Source organism: Pseudomonas sp. GW821-FHT02A11 (assembly GCF_059421985.1).
Genome location: NZ_JBWKWB010000012.1, coordinates 37363 through 51968, shown reverse-complemented (window position 1 = coordinate 51968; position 14606 = coordinate 37363). Strand labels below are relative to the sequence as shown.

Annotated in this window: 14 protein-coding genes and 1 pseudogene; 2 read left to right on the top strand and 13 right to left on the bottom strand. The window is 61.1% G+C overall.

Annotated elements, in window-relative coordinates:
• Window positions 1–9: 9 nt before the first annotated feature.
• From AC07V9_RS17850 to AC07V9_RS17830, 5 genes are all read right to left on the bottom strand, one after another.
• A complete protein-coding gene (locus AC07V9_RS17850; RefSeq protein ID WP_495016988.1) occupies window positions 10–1185 on the bottom strand; it encodes a DUF5924 family protein in 1176 nt (391 codons plus the stop codon).
• 286 nt (window positions 1186–1471) lie between these two features.
• On the bottom strand, window positions 1472–2854 hold the full coding sequence (locus tag AC07V9_RS17845; RefSeq protein ID WP_495016987.1) for a M16 family metallopeptidase: 1383 nt from the start codon (window positions 2852–2854) through the stop codon (window positions 1472–1474).
• A 67-nt stretch (window positions 2855–2921) separates the two neighbouring features.
• Complete coding sequence (locus AC07V9_RS17840) at window positions 2922–4565, bottom strand: Na/Pi cotransporter family protein (protein ID WP_495016986.1); 1644 nt, start codon at window positions 4563–4565, stop codon at window positions 2922–2924.
• 404 nt (window positions 4566–4969) lie between these two features.
• Window positions 4970–5737: a TerC family protein gene (locus AC07V9_RS17835; protein WP_495016985.1), complete on the bottom strand. Its 768-nt coding sequence runs from the start codon at window positions 5735–5737 to the stop codon at window positions 4970–4972.
• Window positions 5738–5803: 66 nt separating this feature from the next.
• Window positions 5804–7111 carry a CitMHS family transporter gene (locus tag AC07V9_RS17830; protein ID WP_495016984.1) on the bottom strand — a complete coding sequence of 436 codons (1308 nt, stop codon included), beginning with the start codon at window positions 7109–7111 and terminating at the stop codon, window positions 5804–5806.
• Window positions 7112–7435: 324 nt separating this feature from the next.
• Here AC07V9_RS17830 and AC07V9_RS17825 point away from each other — a divergent pair, with 324 nt between their 5' ends.
• Window positions 7436–7837: a GFA family protein gene (locus tag AC07V9_RS17825; RefSeq protein WP_495016983.1), complete on the top strand. Its 402-nt coding sequence runs from the start codon at window positions 7436–7438 to the stop codon at window positions 7835–7837.
• A gap of 27 nt (window positions 7838–7864) precedes the next feature.
• Here AC07V9_RS17825 and AC07V9_RS17820 read toward each other — a convergent pair whose 3' ends face one another.
• The 5 genes and pseudogenes from AC07V9_RS17820 to AC07V9_RS17800 form a co-directional block, all read right to left on the bottom strand.
• Window positions 7865–8497: an SCO family protein gene (locus tag AC07V9_RS17820; protein WP_495016982.1), complete on the bottom strand. Its 633-nt coding sequence runs from the start codon at window positions 8495–8497 to the stop codon at window positions 7865–7867.
• Window positions 8498–8511: 14 nt separating this feature from the next.
• Window positions 8512–8693: pseudogene (locus tag AC07V9_RS17815) on the bottom strand (heme o synthase); the annotation flags it as partial.
• 75 nt (window positions 8694–8768) lie between these two features.
• Window positions 8769–9824 carry a COX15/CtaA family protein gene (locus tag AC07V9_RS17810; RefSeq protein ID WP_495016981.1) on the bottom strand — a complete coding sequence of 352 codons (1056 nt, stop codon included), beginning with the start codon at window positions 9822–9824 and terminating at the stop codon, window positions 8769–8771.
• Window positions 9825–9835: 11 nt separating this feature from the next.
• Complete coding sequence (locus AC07V9_RS17805; protein ID WP_495016980.1) at window positions 9836–10429, bottom strand: PA_0111/PP_0108 family redox-active disulfide protein; 594 nt, start codon at window positions 10427–10429, stop codon at window positions 9836–9838.
• The gene (locus AC07V9_RS17800; protein WP_495016979.1) at window positions 10395–11183 is read right to left on the bottom strand and encodes an SURF1 family protein; all 789 of its coding nucleotides are present in this window, start codon (window positions 11181–11183) and stop codon (window positions 10395–10397) included. The genes AC07V9_RS17805 and AC07V9_RS17800 overlap by 35 nt, the downstream gene beginning before the upstream one ends.
• Before the next feature lie 71 nt (window positions 11184–11254).
• On the opposite strand from AC07V9_RS17800, the gene AC07V9_RS17795 reads away from it, so the two are divergent.
• Entirely contained in the window at window positions 11255–11458 is a 204-nt protein-coding gene (locus AC07V9_RS17795) for a twin transmembrane helix small protein (protein WP_495016978.1), read from the top strand.
• A gap of 18 nt (window positions 11459–11476) precedes the next feature.
• Here AC07V9_RS17795 and AC07V9_RS17790 read toward each other — a convergent pair whose 3' ends face one another.
• The 3 genes from AC07V9_RS17790 to ctaD are packed head-to-tail and all read right to left on the bottom strand — an operon-like array spanning window position 11477 to window position 14553.
• Complete coding sequence (locus AC07V9_RS17790) at window positions 11477–12361, bottom strand: cytochrome c oxidase subunit 3 (RefSeq protein ID WP_495016977.1); 885 nt, start codon at window positions 12359–12361, stop codon at window positions 11477–11479.
• Window positions 12348–12950, bottom strand: coding sequence for a cytochrome c oxidase assembly protein (locus AC07V9_RS17785; protein ID WP_495016976.1), 603 nt, complete (start codon window positions 12948–12950; stop codon window positions 12348–12350). Before AC07V9_RS17785 ends, AC07V9_RS17790 begins: the two co-directional genes overlap by 14 nt.
• Window positions 12951–12966: 16 nt before the next feature.
• Window positions 12967–14553: a cytochrome c oxidase subunit I gene (ctaD, locus tag AC07V9_RS17780; protein WP_495016975.1), complete on the bottom strand. Its 1587-nt coding sequence runs from the start codon at window positions 14551–14553 to the stop codon at window positions 12967–12969.
• Window positions 14554–14606: the final 53 nt, after the last annotated feature.

Here is a 14606-nt window from a genome sequence, read left to right as displayed (position 1 = left end):
GGCACGAGCTTAGTTGGTTTTGACCGGGGCGGACGGGCTCGATAATGGCTTATCGTCACTGTCTTTGTCCGGACCGGAGCCGGACGACCCCAAGGTGTCTGCGCCGGGCTTCAGACCTGCCGGGGCGATCTTCTTGCGGGTCACCGCTGGCTGATCGGTGTCCGTGACTTCAAAGCGCAACACACCGATCATCTGCCCATCCTCGGTCAGCACCCTCACCTGCCATTTGCCGAGCACATCCGGCGGAAAATTCTGTTTGTGGGTCCACGCGCGATAGCCTTCCTTACGTCCGCCGTGAATGTCTAGAGCAATTCGATCGACTTCTTCGCCGTTATGGCGCCAAACGTGATAAATCCGCTCGTCCAGACCCCGCGGCGCGTTGATCGAGGTGTATGCATAGAGCCCACTGCTACGCAGTTGATTGACGCCGATCTCCTGGATGCTCTCGCCGGGGGTGCGGTTCTGATTGTCGAATTGCGTGCTGACCGCCACTTCGGTCATCCATAGAGTGGCTGGCGGCACCCATGAGCGCAGCATCCAACCTGCGCCGCCAATCCCCAGAACCATCAGCACCAGCCCTGCGCCACGCTTGAAGCTGGTGACCGGAAAGCTCGACGTCAGGCTCGGAATCGACAGCAGCATTGCAGTGCCCAGCGCCAGCTTGTAACTCTCGGCGGTGGTCAGGTGCAGGATGATCGGCAGCGCTGTGAGCATCGCGGCGAACAGCGTCAGCGTGTGCAGCGCCAGGAACAGCCAACGCCGTGGAGCCAGCCACTTGTAGTACAGCGGGTCGATGATCGAGATCAGCCCGGCCACTGCCAGCAGCCCGGTGAAAGCCAGTTGGCCGCTGTTCCAGGTGGTGGTGATGGAGAAGAACGGCAGGACGAAGAACAGACTTTCCTGATGGATCATCTGCGTGGCGTAGCGCAGCAGGGGTTGAGGAATTTCGCGCTTGAAGACTTTGGCGAGCAGGGTCACGGCGCTGTTTTCCACCATCAGCCAGAGCCAGCTGACGATGAGAATCACCGCGATCCAGGTGGCGAGCTTCGCCTGGCGGTCGACGAGAATGAAGCTGCCGATGCCAGAGCAAAAGCCAAAGAAGGCGATCAGGCCGGGGTAGCGCTTGATGAACTCTAGTACGCGCTGTACCAGGGAGTTCTGCATGATGGCGTTGAAATCCGGCATTTCGGTGACCACGTTCGCTATAGGAAAAACCCTTGCAGGATACCAATGCTGAGACGCAGCGTTGACTGCTTTTGATTCTGCCGAAGGCATTGCGGGATGCATCGGTCTGCTTTTGATTCTGCTGAAGGCGTAGGAGCGTCGCTTGCCCGCGATCTGGCGCGAAGCGTCAGCAAAATCAGCCATCTCGGTTGTTTCAGACACACCGCGTTCGCTTATCTTGCTGCCGGTCCCCGGCAGATCGCGGGCAAGCGACGCCCCTACGGCCTCCGGCCAGAAGCGGCCCGCGTCAAAGCGGGCGTTTTCTGTACACCCGCCAGCGCCACGCGATCAGCAACACCACCAACACACCCAATGCCACCCCGATCTGGTACAGCTCGTCGTAACTGACCAACGGCTCTTCAATGCGCAAGTACCCGGGCTGCGTCAGCAATTGCCGCATCGCCCGGTTGGCCAGATCCAGACTCACCCCTCGGGTGCGCTTGGCCGGGTCTTCGAAGCGCCCGTCTTCGTAGTCGTTCAGCGCGCCCCAGTAATAGTCGGCCAGCGCGCTGTTGCCCTGCACCGCCCACGCCTGCTTGGCGATCAAGGCTTGTTGCAGGCGGGCGAAAGTCGCCGGGTCCATGCCCTCCTTGCGCAGCCGCTCCAGCATCGAACGCACGGACGCCACTGCCGCATCGACGTCATCGCGATCCAGATCAGCGTTGAGGCTCAGAAAGCCGGTGTCGCCAAAGGCTTCGCGATCAGCCCAAGGTCCGTAGGAATACCCTTTGTCCAGACGCAGCTCGCTGTACAGCGCCCAGTCCAGATAGGCCTTCACCAAGTCCCAGGTTTCATCGTGCTGCTCGCCCATGTCGGGCTCGGTGAAGAACAGGTGCAGCTTCGCGCCATCACCCAAGGCGCCGCGCACCAGCGTTCGTTCCGGCTCGGCTTTCTCGCTGATCGTTGCCAGGGGCGGGTGCTCGCTCGGGTCGACGGCATTGAGCTGGCCGTAGGTGCGTTCCAGATAGGCGGGCAGCAGCTTGTCCAGATCACCCACGATGATCAGCGTCATGTTGTTGGCCGCATACCAGTTGTCGTGGATGGATTCGATCTGCTCCAGGCTCAGGTGATCGACTTCCGGACGCTCTGCGCATTTGAGGCCCATCTCGACCGCCAATTGATTGCTGGCGCTGTGACCCAGGTCACGCTTGTCGAGCCAGCGTTGCAGATGCGAGTAATGGCCACCGTCTTCGCGCTCGACGATGCGCTTGGCGGTGTCCAGATTGGCCTGGTTGACCTGCGTGTGGGTCAGCACGTTGAGCAGCAGGTCCAGCACCTTGCGTTGATTCTGCGCCGGGGCCTCGATGACGAATGTGGTATCGGTGTTGCTGGTGAAGGCATTCCACTCCCCGCCCAGCGCCTGCATTTGTTGTTCAAGGCCGCCTTCACCAGAGTCGTCGACGCCGCTGAACAGCAGATGCTCCAGCAGATGGGGCAGTTCCTTGTCGGCGCAGGGGAAGTCATCGAAGCCGATACCCACCACCAGCCGAATCGACACATGGCCCTTTTCGGCGGGCTTGAGTAGCAGCTGCAGCCCGTTGGGCAGGACATAGCCCTCCACTTGAAAGCGGTCGAGGGCGATCGAGGAGAAGGATGTCAAAAACAGCACAGCGAACAGCAGGCAACGCATAAAAACGGGCTTCCTTGCGGGCCGGTATGTGTAACAGACTTCGCTCAGGCCCGGGCGTTCACCGCGATTATTCTGCTTGGCTTTCGCTGGACAAGGCGCCGGTGTCAGTGGTTTCAAGAACGGCATAGGCGCTGCTGCAGAACAATGAATTGAGACGTTTCATGTCGGCGATCAGCTCAAGGTGTAACGAACTGGTCTCGATACTCTGCACGATTTTACGTTGCAGTCTGCTGACATGGGCATGGGCCAGACGCCGCTCCTGTGCCCGGAAACGACGTTTTTCACGCAGCAACTGACGCGCGCTTTCCGGGTCGCCACTGAGAAACACCGACAGCCCCAATCGCAGGTTCGCCATCAACTGCTCGTGCAGCCCAGAGAGTTCTTCCAGGCCGACGTCTGAAAACGACCGACGCTGCGAAGTCTTCTGCTGCTGGACCTTACGCAGCATACGCTCGATGAGCCCGCTGGCCAGTTCGAGGTTGATCGCAAGCTCAATGATTTCCGCCCAGCGCCGATTGTCCTGATCGCTGAGATCTTCGCGGGGCATCTGCGCCAGGTACAGCTTGATGGCGTTGTAGAGCACCTCGATATCGTCATTCAGGCGCCGCACTTCCTGGGTCACGGCGGTCTGGTTGCCGCGCAGCACTTCCTGCATCGCATTGAGCATGCTGTCGATCAGATCGCCCATGCGCAGGGTTTCACGCACGGCGTTGGCCAGCGCCAGGCTTGGCGTCGACAACGCAGCGAGGTCCAGGTGACGAGGCTTGGTCTGGCCGTTGACCTCGGCCGCCTGGGGCAGGATCGACGCGCACAGACGCCCCATCGGGCCCACGGTCGGCAGCATGATCAGGCAGCGCAGGGAGTTGTAGATAACGTGGAAGCTGATGACCAGGCTCGACGGGCTGACGTTGAGCGCGTCCATCCAGTGCACCAGCGGGGTCAGCACCGGGATGATCAGCAGCAGGCCGATCAATTTGTAGAGCAAGCTACCCAAGGCGACTTGGCGCCCGGCGACGTTCTGCATGCTGGTGCTGAGGAAGGCAAGCAGGCCGCTGCCAATGTTGGCGCCGATCACCAAGCCAATGGCCACGGGCAGGCTGATGATTTCCGCGCCAGCGAGAGTGGCCGTCAACAGCACGGCAGCGAGGCTGGAGTAGGAAATCAGCGCAAACATCGCACCGACCAGGGCGTCGAGCAGGAGGTCACCCGTCAGCGAGGCGAACAGCACTTTCACGCCCGCCGCCTGGGTGATCGGCGCAGCAGCGGTGACGATCAGTTGCAGCGCCAGAATGATCAGGCCCAAGCCAATGCCGACGCGACCGAGCTGGCCAATGCGGGTCTGTTTGCGCGAGAGGAACATCATCACGCCGAGGAAGATCAGCAGCGGCGACAGCCACGACAGGTCGAACGTCAGGATTCGCGACATCACCGCCGTCCCGACGTCGGCGCCGAGCATGATCGCAAGGGCAGGTGTCAGGCTCATCAGCCCTTGACCGACGAACGAAGTCACCAGCATCGCCGTAGCGTTACTGCTTTGCACCAGTGCGGTGACGAGAATCCCGGCGATGAATGCCAGTGGACGTTTGGACATGTTCTGGCTGAGCACACGGCGCAGCTGCGTGCCGTAGACGCGCAGAATACCGGTCCTAACGATGTGCGTACCCCAGATCAACAGCGCGACGGCGGAAAGCAAATCGAGCAGGGTCAGCATACAAAAAGCCCCCTGTTACAAGCCCGGCGGTCAAGACTGGCCACCGCCCAATGGGCAAAAATTTAAAGTGCAGCGTGTAGCGAGCGAAAACGCCTGTAGGTGGTCGTGGTCAGCATGCTCAACTAAAGCTTTAGTCGGCCTGAGGCCTTATTGCCAGCATGGCACAGACGATTATTTCGTGAAACAAATCTGTAACAAATCAGTCTGTTTAATAGGCCGCAACGCGTATGAACGGTGGGAGCGAATTCATTCGCGAGAGGCCCGTTCAGACGCTACAGGTGTGTCGAATGCACTGGCCTGTCGCGAATGAATTCCCTCCCACAGAGCGTTCATGACCTGGCGCAGAAAAAAACGGAGCATTTCACAATGCCCCGTTTTTGTTACCGGCTACACCGCGTCGGAGTTTATTGACCCGGAATGTCCTTGCGAAGTTTCACAGGGTCATTCATGGCCTTTTTCTTGGCCATTGCGGTGCGCATCTTGATGTTGATGGCTTCTACCGCCAGCGAGAACGCCATGGCGAAGTAGACATAGCCTTTAGGCACATGCACGTCGAAAGATTCAGCAATCAGTACCGTACCGACGACGATCAGGAATGAAAGTGCAAGCATCTTCAGCGAAGGGTGCTTGTCGATGAAGTCGCTGATGACGCCCGAACACAGCATCATGATCAGCACCGCGACGATGATCGCAGCGACCATCACCGGTACATGGGAGACCATGCCCACCGCAGTGATCACCGAATCCAGCGAGAACACGATGTCGATGATCGCGATCTGGATGATGGTGTACAGGAACAGGCCGCCCTTGCCTTTGGGCTCCTCCAGCGTTTCTTCTTCGCCTTCCATGCCGTGGTAGATCTCTTGCGAGCTTTTCCAGAGCAGGAACAGGCCACCGAAGAACAGGATCAGGTCGCGCCCGGAAATGCCTTGGCCCAGCACGACGAACAAGTCGTCGGTCAGGCGCATGACCCAGGTGATCGACAGCAGCAGCAAGATCCGCGTGATCATTGCCAGCGCCAGACCGAAAATCCGCGTGCGCGGCTGCATCGCCTTGGGCATGCGGCTGACCAGGATCGAGATCATGATGATGTTGTCGATGCCCAGGACGATTTCCAGGGCAGTCAGCGTCAAGAAAGCAACCCAGATCTCAGGGTTGGTCAGCCATTCCATTACGTTTTCCTTTGAGCTTGTCGAGCCCTCGCCGGTGCCCGGGCGCCAGCGAGGGGGTTATGTGCCTTATAGACTGCTGAACAACGGGAAGATCCCCATCAGCAGCGCGGCAATCAGGATGCATACACACACCAGCACGGCCCATTTGAGGGTAAAGCGCTGGTGATCGCCGAATTCGATACCGGCCAGCGCTACCAACAGGTAGGTCGATGGTACCAACGGGCTCAGCAAGTGGACGGGCTGGCCGACGATCGAGGCACGTGCCATTTCCACTGGGCTGATGCCGTAATGCGACGCCGCTTCGGACAGCACCGGCAAGACGCCATAGTAAAACGCGTCGTTGGACATGAAAAACGTGAACGGCATGCTGACGATCGCCGTGATGACCGCCAGATACGGCCCCATCGCGTCGGGAATCACGGCCAGCAGACTTTTCGACATCGCATCGACCATGCCGGTGCCCGACAGGATACCGGTGAAGATCCCCGCCGCGAAGATCAGCCCGACCACCGCCAGCACGCTACCGGCGTGGGCGGCGACGCGGTCTTTCTGCGCTTGCAGGCATGGGTAGTTGACGATCATGGCGATACTGAACGCGATCATGAACAGCACCGGCAGCGGCAGCAGGCCCATGATCAGCGTGACCATCAGCCCCAGGGTCAGCAGGCCGTTGAACCAGATCAGCTTCGGACGGCGGGCTTCAGGGAACTGCGAGACGCTGATTTCGCTGTGATCGACTTCATCGCCCGGCAGGTGCAGCTCGCCCAGACGCGCACGCTCTCGTTTGCCGTAGAAATAGGCGATCACCAGAATCGCGATCACACCCGCCAGCATCGCCGGGATCATCGGCACGAAGATGTCCGAAGGGTCGACATGCAAGGCGCTGGCGGCGCGGGCAGTCGGCCCGCCCCAGGGTGTCATGTTCATCACGCCGCCGGCCAGAATGATCAGGCCAGCCATGATGCGCGGGCTCATGCCCAGGCGGCTGTACAGCGGCAGCATGGCGGCCACGCAGATCATGTAGGTCGTGGCGCCGTCGCCATCCAGCGAGACCACCAGTGCCAGCACGGCGGTGCCGACCGACACTTTGACCGGGTCGCCTTTGACCAGCTTGAGGATCTTGCGCACGGCCGGGTCGAACAGGCCAGAGTCGATCATCAGGGCGAAATAGAGGATGGCAAACATCAGCATCACGCCGGTTGGCGCAAGCTTGGTGATGCCCGCGAGCATCATCGGGCCGATGCCGGAGGCAAAGCCGCCGAACAGAGCGAATACGATTGGCACGATGATCAGGGCGATCAGCGCTGAGAGGCGCTTGCTCATGATCAGGTACATGAAGGCGACGACCATGGCGAAGCCGAGGAAGGTCAACATAGAAATACTCCAGGCGTTACGCGGCGTGAAAACGGACGAGACGAGGCAATCAGCTCAGAACGAGCGGCGCGTGGAGTCGGGGGGCGAACGAGGGGTGCAGCGGAGCATTGAAAAGCATCAGAATCACCGAATTGTTGTTGTAGATGGGCCGGGTCGCGTCAATGCGCAGGTCCTGGCCTGGCCGGTCTGTCGCCGGCGGTGAGGGGATGCTAATCGGCTTACCTTTCAGCCAGCTTTCGCGGCCATTGCGTTTATCGGTGGCGAAAAGATGAAGTAAATGCGCCACAAGGGAGTCAGAGGTTAAACACGAACGGGAGAACCCTGATGAGCGAAGTGCACACCGGTGGGTGCCATTGTGGCAATTTGCGCTACCAGCTCGATGCGCCATTGCGTGACATCGCCCACTGCCACTGCTCGATCTGCAGGCGCACGTCTGGGGGCATCGTGGTGACCTGGATCACCGTGCCGCTGGAAGCGTTCACGTGGCTGGCAGGCAGCCCGGCGGCGTACGACTCAAGCCCGACTTGCGTAAGGTATTTCTGCAACAACTGCGGGGCGCAGGTGGCGTTGTTCACCCGAAACAGCGCCGAGACCATGGACGTCACCATCGCGACCCTCGATCAGCCGGAGCTTGCCCCGGCCGATCGGCATATCTGGACCGACAGCCGCCTGCCCTGGCTGCATCTGGACGACCACCTGCCCGAAGAGGAAGAAGGAACGTCCTAGATCGGCGTTTCTCCGTCATCGGATCCTTTATTTGCGCTCCACCAGCCCTGGCAATTGCGCCACCAGCTTCTGGTTGTTCAGCGGCGCGCGAATGAAGCCGCGCTGAGTGCCGTCTGGGCCCAGCAGCGCCAGATTGCCGCTGTGATCGACGGTGTAGTTCGGCTTGCTGGTGTCGGCAGGAATAAACGGAATGCTCACTGCATTGGCCAGTTTTTGAAGGGTGTCGACCGGCGCGGTCAGGCCCTGGAACTGTTTGTCGAAGTAGCCCAGGTACGTCTTCAACTGCTGCGGCGTGTCGCGATTGGGATCGACGCTGACCAGCACCACGCGCAATTTATCCACCGCCTCTTTCGGCAGCTCGCTCTTGATCTGGCGCAGTTGGGCGAGGGTCGTCGGGCAAATGTCCGGACAGAAGGTGTAGCCGAAGAACAGTAGCGTCCATTTGTCTTTCAGCGAATCCAGCGACACCGGCTGGCCGTCCTGATCGGTGAATGTCAGGTCCGGCACGTTGCGGCTTTGCGGCAGCAGGATGATGCCGGCATCGATCAACGCGGTCTGGTCGCCCTGGCCTTTACCGGACAGCACGCGGTTAACGGTCAGGCCCAGCACCAGCGCCACAACGGCCACCAGAATGAAAACTGTTTTTTGGGTTCGGGTCATAAATTCAACGATAGCTAGTGATCTACGAGCAGCGCGATGAACAGTTCCAGCAGGTACCCGATCGAGTACTTGAAGGTGGATCGCGGCGTGCGGCCGGCTGCCACGGTACAACACCAGAGCCCGATGCAGAAAGCCAGTTACCCGCGCGCCGGGGCTGGATCGGGTAAAGCACGCCGCTCATCGTGACCATGAACGGCGTCCGTCTCTTGGCCTGCTCAGCTCCAGAGAGTCCCGCCGCAGGGCTTGGTGAGGCTGATTGCGTCCGGCGCCATCAACGATGCGGCCCCCAATGCAGCAGCACATGGGCGTGTTGCCAGACGCTCAGGGCGTGTTTGCGTGATGGCGCGTGAACGGGCCTCACGCGGTAGTTGATCAACGTCATGGTCAGCATCAGCGCCGCGCTGCCTGCGTTATGCGCGACGGCCACCAGCAACGGCAGGTGAAACACCACATTGCTGATCCCCAGCACGATCTGCACGCCAAGCGCCATCGCCAACAGCCTGGCCAGACCCTTGAGCCCTTCACGCCGCAGCTGCCAGGCCAATGACAGCAGCGAGAACGTCACCAGCAGCGCGCCGATGCGATGGGTCATGTGAATGGCCGTTCGCGCCGTGCTGTCGAGCTTGCCGCCCAGGTAATTGGGGCCGATGTGTTGAGTCAGGTGGAAGCCATTGGCGAAGTCGGCCTCTGGCCACCATTGGCCCTGGCAGGTCGGCACATCGGTGCAGGCCATGGCCGCGTAGTTGGAGCTGACCCACCCGCCCAACGCGATCTGCAGTGCGACCAATACAAGGCCGATCGCGGCCAGGCGGCGCAAACGCGGGCCGATCTGCGGCATCGCTGCAAACTGCCCACTCAGTCGTGCGCTCAGCAAAAACAGCAGGCTCAGCGTTGTGATCCCGCCCAGCAGATGCGCGGTGACGACCTGCGGCCAGAGCTTGAGGGTCACGGTCCACATGCCGAACGCCGCCTGAGCGAAGACCACGCCGACCAGCAGCAAAGGCAGCCCGACCGGCTGACCGACGATGTGCCGCCTGTGCCAGGCCTGTACGCCCAGCATCATGATCATCAGCGCCAGCCCACCTGCGAAATAGCGATGCACCATCTCGTTGCGGCCCTTGTGTTCCTCCACCGGCGAATCCGGGTAATGCCGCTCGGCGTGGGCCAGTTGGGCTTCGGTCTTGGGCACGCTGATAAAACCGTAGCAGCCGGGCCAGTCCGGGCAGCCGAGGCCTGCGTGGGTCAGGCGGGTGTAGGCGCCGAGCAGCACGACCACCAGCGCCAACAGGGTGGCACACAGCGCGAGACGAAATCCGGGCCTGGTCATGACGACCCCCTTTAGCCGATGTTCGACAGTTTCAGCAGTTGGCGCAGGTCGTTGAGCAGATCCTTGCCATTGACTTCAGCCCCGTAGCGCAACACCAGATTGCCGTGGGGATCGACGATCCACAGCTGCGGCAGTTCGATGCCCGGCGCCATGCGCTGGTAGCGCTTCAGATCGAGCGGGTAGCGCTGCAATTGGGGGTATTCGCGGATGAGGCGGGCGTCGTATTCGGGGCTCACCGGCTGCGCGGTGGTCAGCGCATGGCTGGCGCGAGAGGCGTCGCGGCCCAGGCCGATCTGGATTTGCCGCGCCAGATACACCAGGCGCTCGCAATCGGCGTCGCATTGATCGGGCGCTGTGACCAGCAGCTGCCAGCGCGTCTCGTCGGACTGCACGCCAAGCTCGGCGCGGCTTTCGCCCTTGCCGATCAGCTCGCCGTGGTAGCTGCGGCTTTCCGGCACCCAGAACTTGAACCTGTACATGGTCGTGGCCAGCACCATCGGCCCAAGCGCCACCAGCAGGACAAGAAGCAACTGCATACGACCACGCCGCCGGCTCCTGCCAGGACGAGGCTCAGATGTGTTGGCTGGACTCATCGCCGTTCCCATGGGGGTTCTCCTTGTTTTTATTGTGCTGTGTGTCGCGCTTGGCATCGCGCTGGGCTGTGTCGGGCCGGTTGAAGCTCAGGTACAGGTAGAGCCCGATCAGCGCGGTGGCCATGGCAAACCACTGCACGGCGTAACCCACGTGCTTTTCAGGCCCCATGGCGACCACTGGCCAGTCGGTGCGATAGGCGGCAGGGCCATCTTCCAGACGCAGTTCGTGAGCGAAGCCCTCGCGATTCAGCTCGTGCCAGACCTTGGCCGGGTCGATGGCGGTCAGCACTTTTGGCCACGTGTCGCTCTGCGCGTCGGGGTGCAATTGGAAGGTCGCGCCGGGAGCTACGTACACCCAGGCGTCGAGGTTCAGCGGCTGGATTGGCGTGTCGTAACTCGGCGGTGTACGTCGGTCCGGCCAAGGCAGCCAGCCACGATTGACCAATAGCCACAGCCCGCTGAATGGGTCGTGAAACGGTTGAATCAACTCGACACCGACTTTGCCCTCGCGGGTGCAGTTGTCGAGTAACAGGCTGTGATCAGCGTCGAACGTGCCGCGTAGTTGCACGCGACGATAGGCCGGCTCGCTTGTGCTCGGCAGTAATTCGGCCGACATCGGCGGTGCGGCGCGGCGCTCTGCATACTGGGCGAGCATGACGCGCTTCTCTTCGCCCCGGCCCAGTTGCCAGAAACCCAGCGAGATCAGTATCGGCAGCAGCACGAGCACCACCAGCGTGGGCGCAATGCCGGGCCGGAAGCGCTTCATCACGCCTTCCGCGTCTGTCGACGAGCCACACCTATACTCCCTTGCATAGCGTTTGCTCCTGGAGTCACCCGATGCTCAAAGCGGCGATTGTCTTCATGCTTCTGGCCACGGTGGTCAGCCTGTTCAGCGGCCTGTTCTTTCTGGTCAAGGACGACGCCTCCTCCACGCGTCTGCTCAGAGCCCTGACCGTTCGCGTGTGCTGCGCCGCCGTGACCCTGGCGTTGATCGCCTATGGGTATTTCAGCGGGCAGCTGATCTATCACACGCCGTGGTAAGCCCCGCCCGATAACCCCTCACAACACGTAAACAAAGACAAACAACCCCACCCACACCACGTCCACGAAGTGCCAATACCAGCTCGCGGCCTCGAACCCGAACTGATGCTCGGCATCGAAATGCCCGCGCAGGATCCTCATCAGCATCACAAACAGAATGATCGTCCCGATGGTGACGTGAGCGCCGTGAAAGCCCGTGAGCATGAAGAACGTCGCGCCATAGATGCCGGAGCCCAGGGTCAGGCCCAGTTCGGTGTAGGCCTCGTGGTATTCGATGGCCTGCAGCGTCAGGAAGGCGAGGCCGAGCAGAATGGTCAAGGCAAGCCACAGTTTGAGCGCGCCGCGATGGCCCCTCTTCAAGGCGTGGTGGGCGATGGTCACGGTGACGCTGGAGCTGACCAGCAGCACGGTATTGATCAGCGGCAAATGCCAGGGGTCGATGACCTCTTTAGGCGGCGGGAACAGCGTGGGGTCCGGGGTGTGCAACAACGGCCAGGTGTTCTCGAATTGCGGCCAGAGCATGTGGGCGATGGCTTTGCTGCCCTCGCCGCCCAGCGCTGGCAGGGTGATGTGGCGCACATAAAACAGCGCGCCAAAGAACGCGACGAAAAACATCACCTCGGAAAAGATGAACCAGCCCATGCCCCATCTGAACGAGCGGTCCATCTGGCTGCTGTATAACCCCGCCCGGCCCTCTCGCACGACGGTGCTGAACCAGCCGAACATCATGTAGGCGACCATCAGCGCGCCCACGCAGAAGATCCAGGCGCCGTGGGTCTCGCGGCCGGCCTTCAGGTCCACCAGCCAGGTGCCCAGCCCGTACAGGGTGACGAACATGCCGACCGTGGCAATGATTGGCCACTTGCTCTGCGCCGGAACGTAATAATGCTCATGGGTTGCCATCTGCGAATCTCCTCAGGCCATGGGCCTGACCACCATTGGCCGCCACAGGGCGGACCACCGGCGGCATGCGAGCGGTGATGTCGAACAGCGTGTAAGCGAGGGTCAGGTGTTTCACGTCTTTGGGCAGGTCGCGGTCGACGATGAAGCGCACCGGCATCTCGATGCGCTCGCCCGGTTGCAGCATTTGCTGGGTGAAGCAGAAGCATTCGGTCTTGTGGAAATACGCCGCCGCTGTGCTCGGCGCGATGCTGGGAATCGCCTGGGCGGTCATCGGCTTGTCGCTGGGGTTCTGCGCCACGAACAGCATTTCGTTCACCGCGCCGGGGTGCACCACGATTTCCTGCGCCTCAGGGTAAAAGCCCCAGACCATGTCGGCGTTATTGGTCGCCAGAAACTGCACGCGTACCTCCCGGCGGTCGTCCACCTGCTGGGTCTGGGTGTACTGATCGCCCGTCTTGCCGTTAATGCCCAGCGCCTTGCACATCACGTCGTAGAGCGGCACCAGCGCGAAACCGAAGACAAACATCACCGCTACCAGCACCAGCAGGCGGATGACCAGTTTTCTGTTCGGGCGCAGCGTCTGGTTCATGTCACAGAGCTCTCGTTTATTGCACGTGCGGCGGCGTCTGGAAGGTGTGATAAGGCGCGGGCGAAGGCACCGTCCACTCCAGGCCATCGGCGCCATCCCAGGGTTTGGCGGGGGCAGGCGGGCCGCCGCGGATGGTCTTGATCACGATAAAGAGGAAGAAGATCTGCGTGGCGCCGAAGGTGAAGGCGCCAATCGACGAGATCATGTTGAAGTCGGCGAACTGCAGGTTGTAGTCCGGCACCCGACGCGGCATCCCCGCCAGCCCCACGAAGTGCATTGGGAAAAACGCCATGTTCATGCCGATGAAAGACAGCCAGAAATGCAGCTTGCCCAGGGTTTCGTCGTACATGTGGCCGGTCCATTTCGGCAGCCAGTAATAAGCCGAGGCGAAGATCCCGAAGATGGCCCCGGGCACCAGCACGTAGTGGAAATGCGCGACCACGAAGTAAGTGTCCTGGTACTGGAAGTCAGCCGGCGCGATGGCCAGCATCAGTCCGGAAAAGCCGCCGATGGTGAACAGGATCACGAAGGCCACGGCGAACAGCATTGGCGTTTCGAAGGTCAGCTCGCCCTGCCACATGGTGCTGATCCAGTTGAACACCTTCACCCCGGTGGGCACGGCGATCAGCATCGTCGCGTACATGAAGAACAGCTCGCCCACCAGCGGAATGCCGACCACGAACATGTGGTGCGCCCAGACGATGAACGACAGAAACGCGATGGCGGCGGTGGCATAGACCATCGAGGTGTAGCCGAACAGCGGCTTGCGCGAGAACGCCGGGATGATCGAACTGACCGCGCCGAACGCGGGCAGGATCATGATGTACACCTCGGGATGGCCGAAGAACCAGAACACATGCTGGAACAAAACCGGGTCACCGCCGCCCGCCGCGCTGAAGAAGCTGGTGTGGAAGTGGATGTCCATCAGCATCATGGTCACGCAGCCGGCCAGCACCGGCATCACCGCGATGAGCAGGAACGCGGTGATCAGCCAGGTCCAGACGAACAACGGCATCTTCATCAGGGTCATGCCGGGCGCGCGCAGGTTGAGGATGGTGGCGATGACATTGATCGCGCCCATGATCGAGCTGATGCCCATCAGGTGAATGGCGAAGATGAAGTAGGTGACGCTCTCTGGCGCATAGGTGGTAGACAGCGGGGCGTAGAAGGTCCAGCCGAAGTTCGGCCCGCCGCCGGGTGTGAACAGGGTTGAAACCAGCAGCAGGAACGCCGCAGGCAACAGCCAGAAACTGAAGTTGTTCATGCGCGGCAGGGCCATGTCCGGCGCGCCGATCATCAGCGGGATCATCCAGTTCGCCAGGCCCACGAACGCTGGCATCACCGCACCGAACACCATCACCAGGCCGTGCATGGTGGTCATCTGGTTGAAAAACGCCGGTTCCACGATCTGCAAACCGGGCTGAAACAGCTCGGCGCGAATCACCATGGCAAACGAGCCGCCGAGCAGGAACATGCAGAAGCTGAACCACAGGTACAGCGTGCCGATGTCCTTGTGGTTGGTGGTCAGCACCCAACGCATCAGACCTTTGGCGGGACCGTGGGCATGGCCTTGGTGGCCATGGTCGTCAATCACTGCACTCATGTCCTGTCTCCTGCGCCACTCTCGCGCCAAGCTCTGAATCCGGTGGAGATACA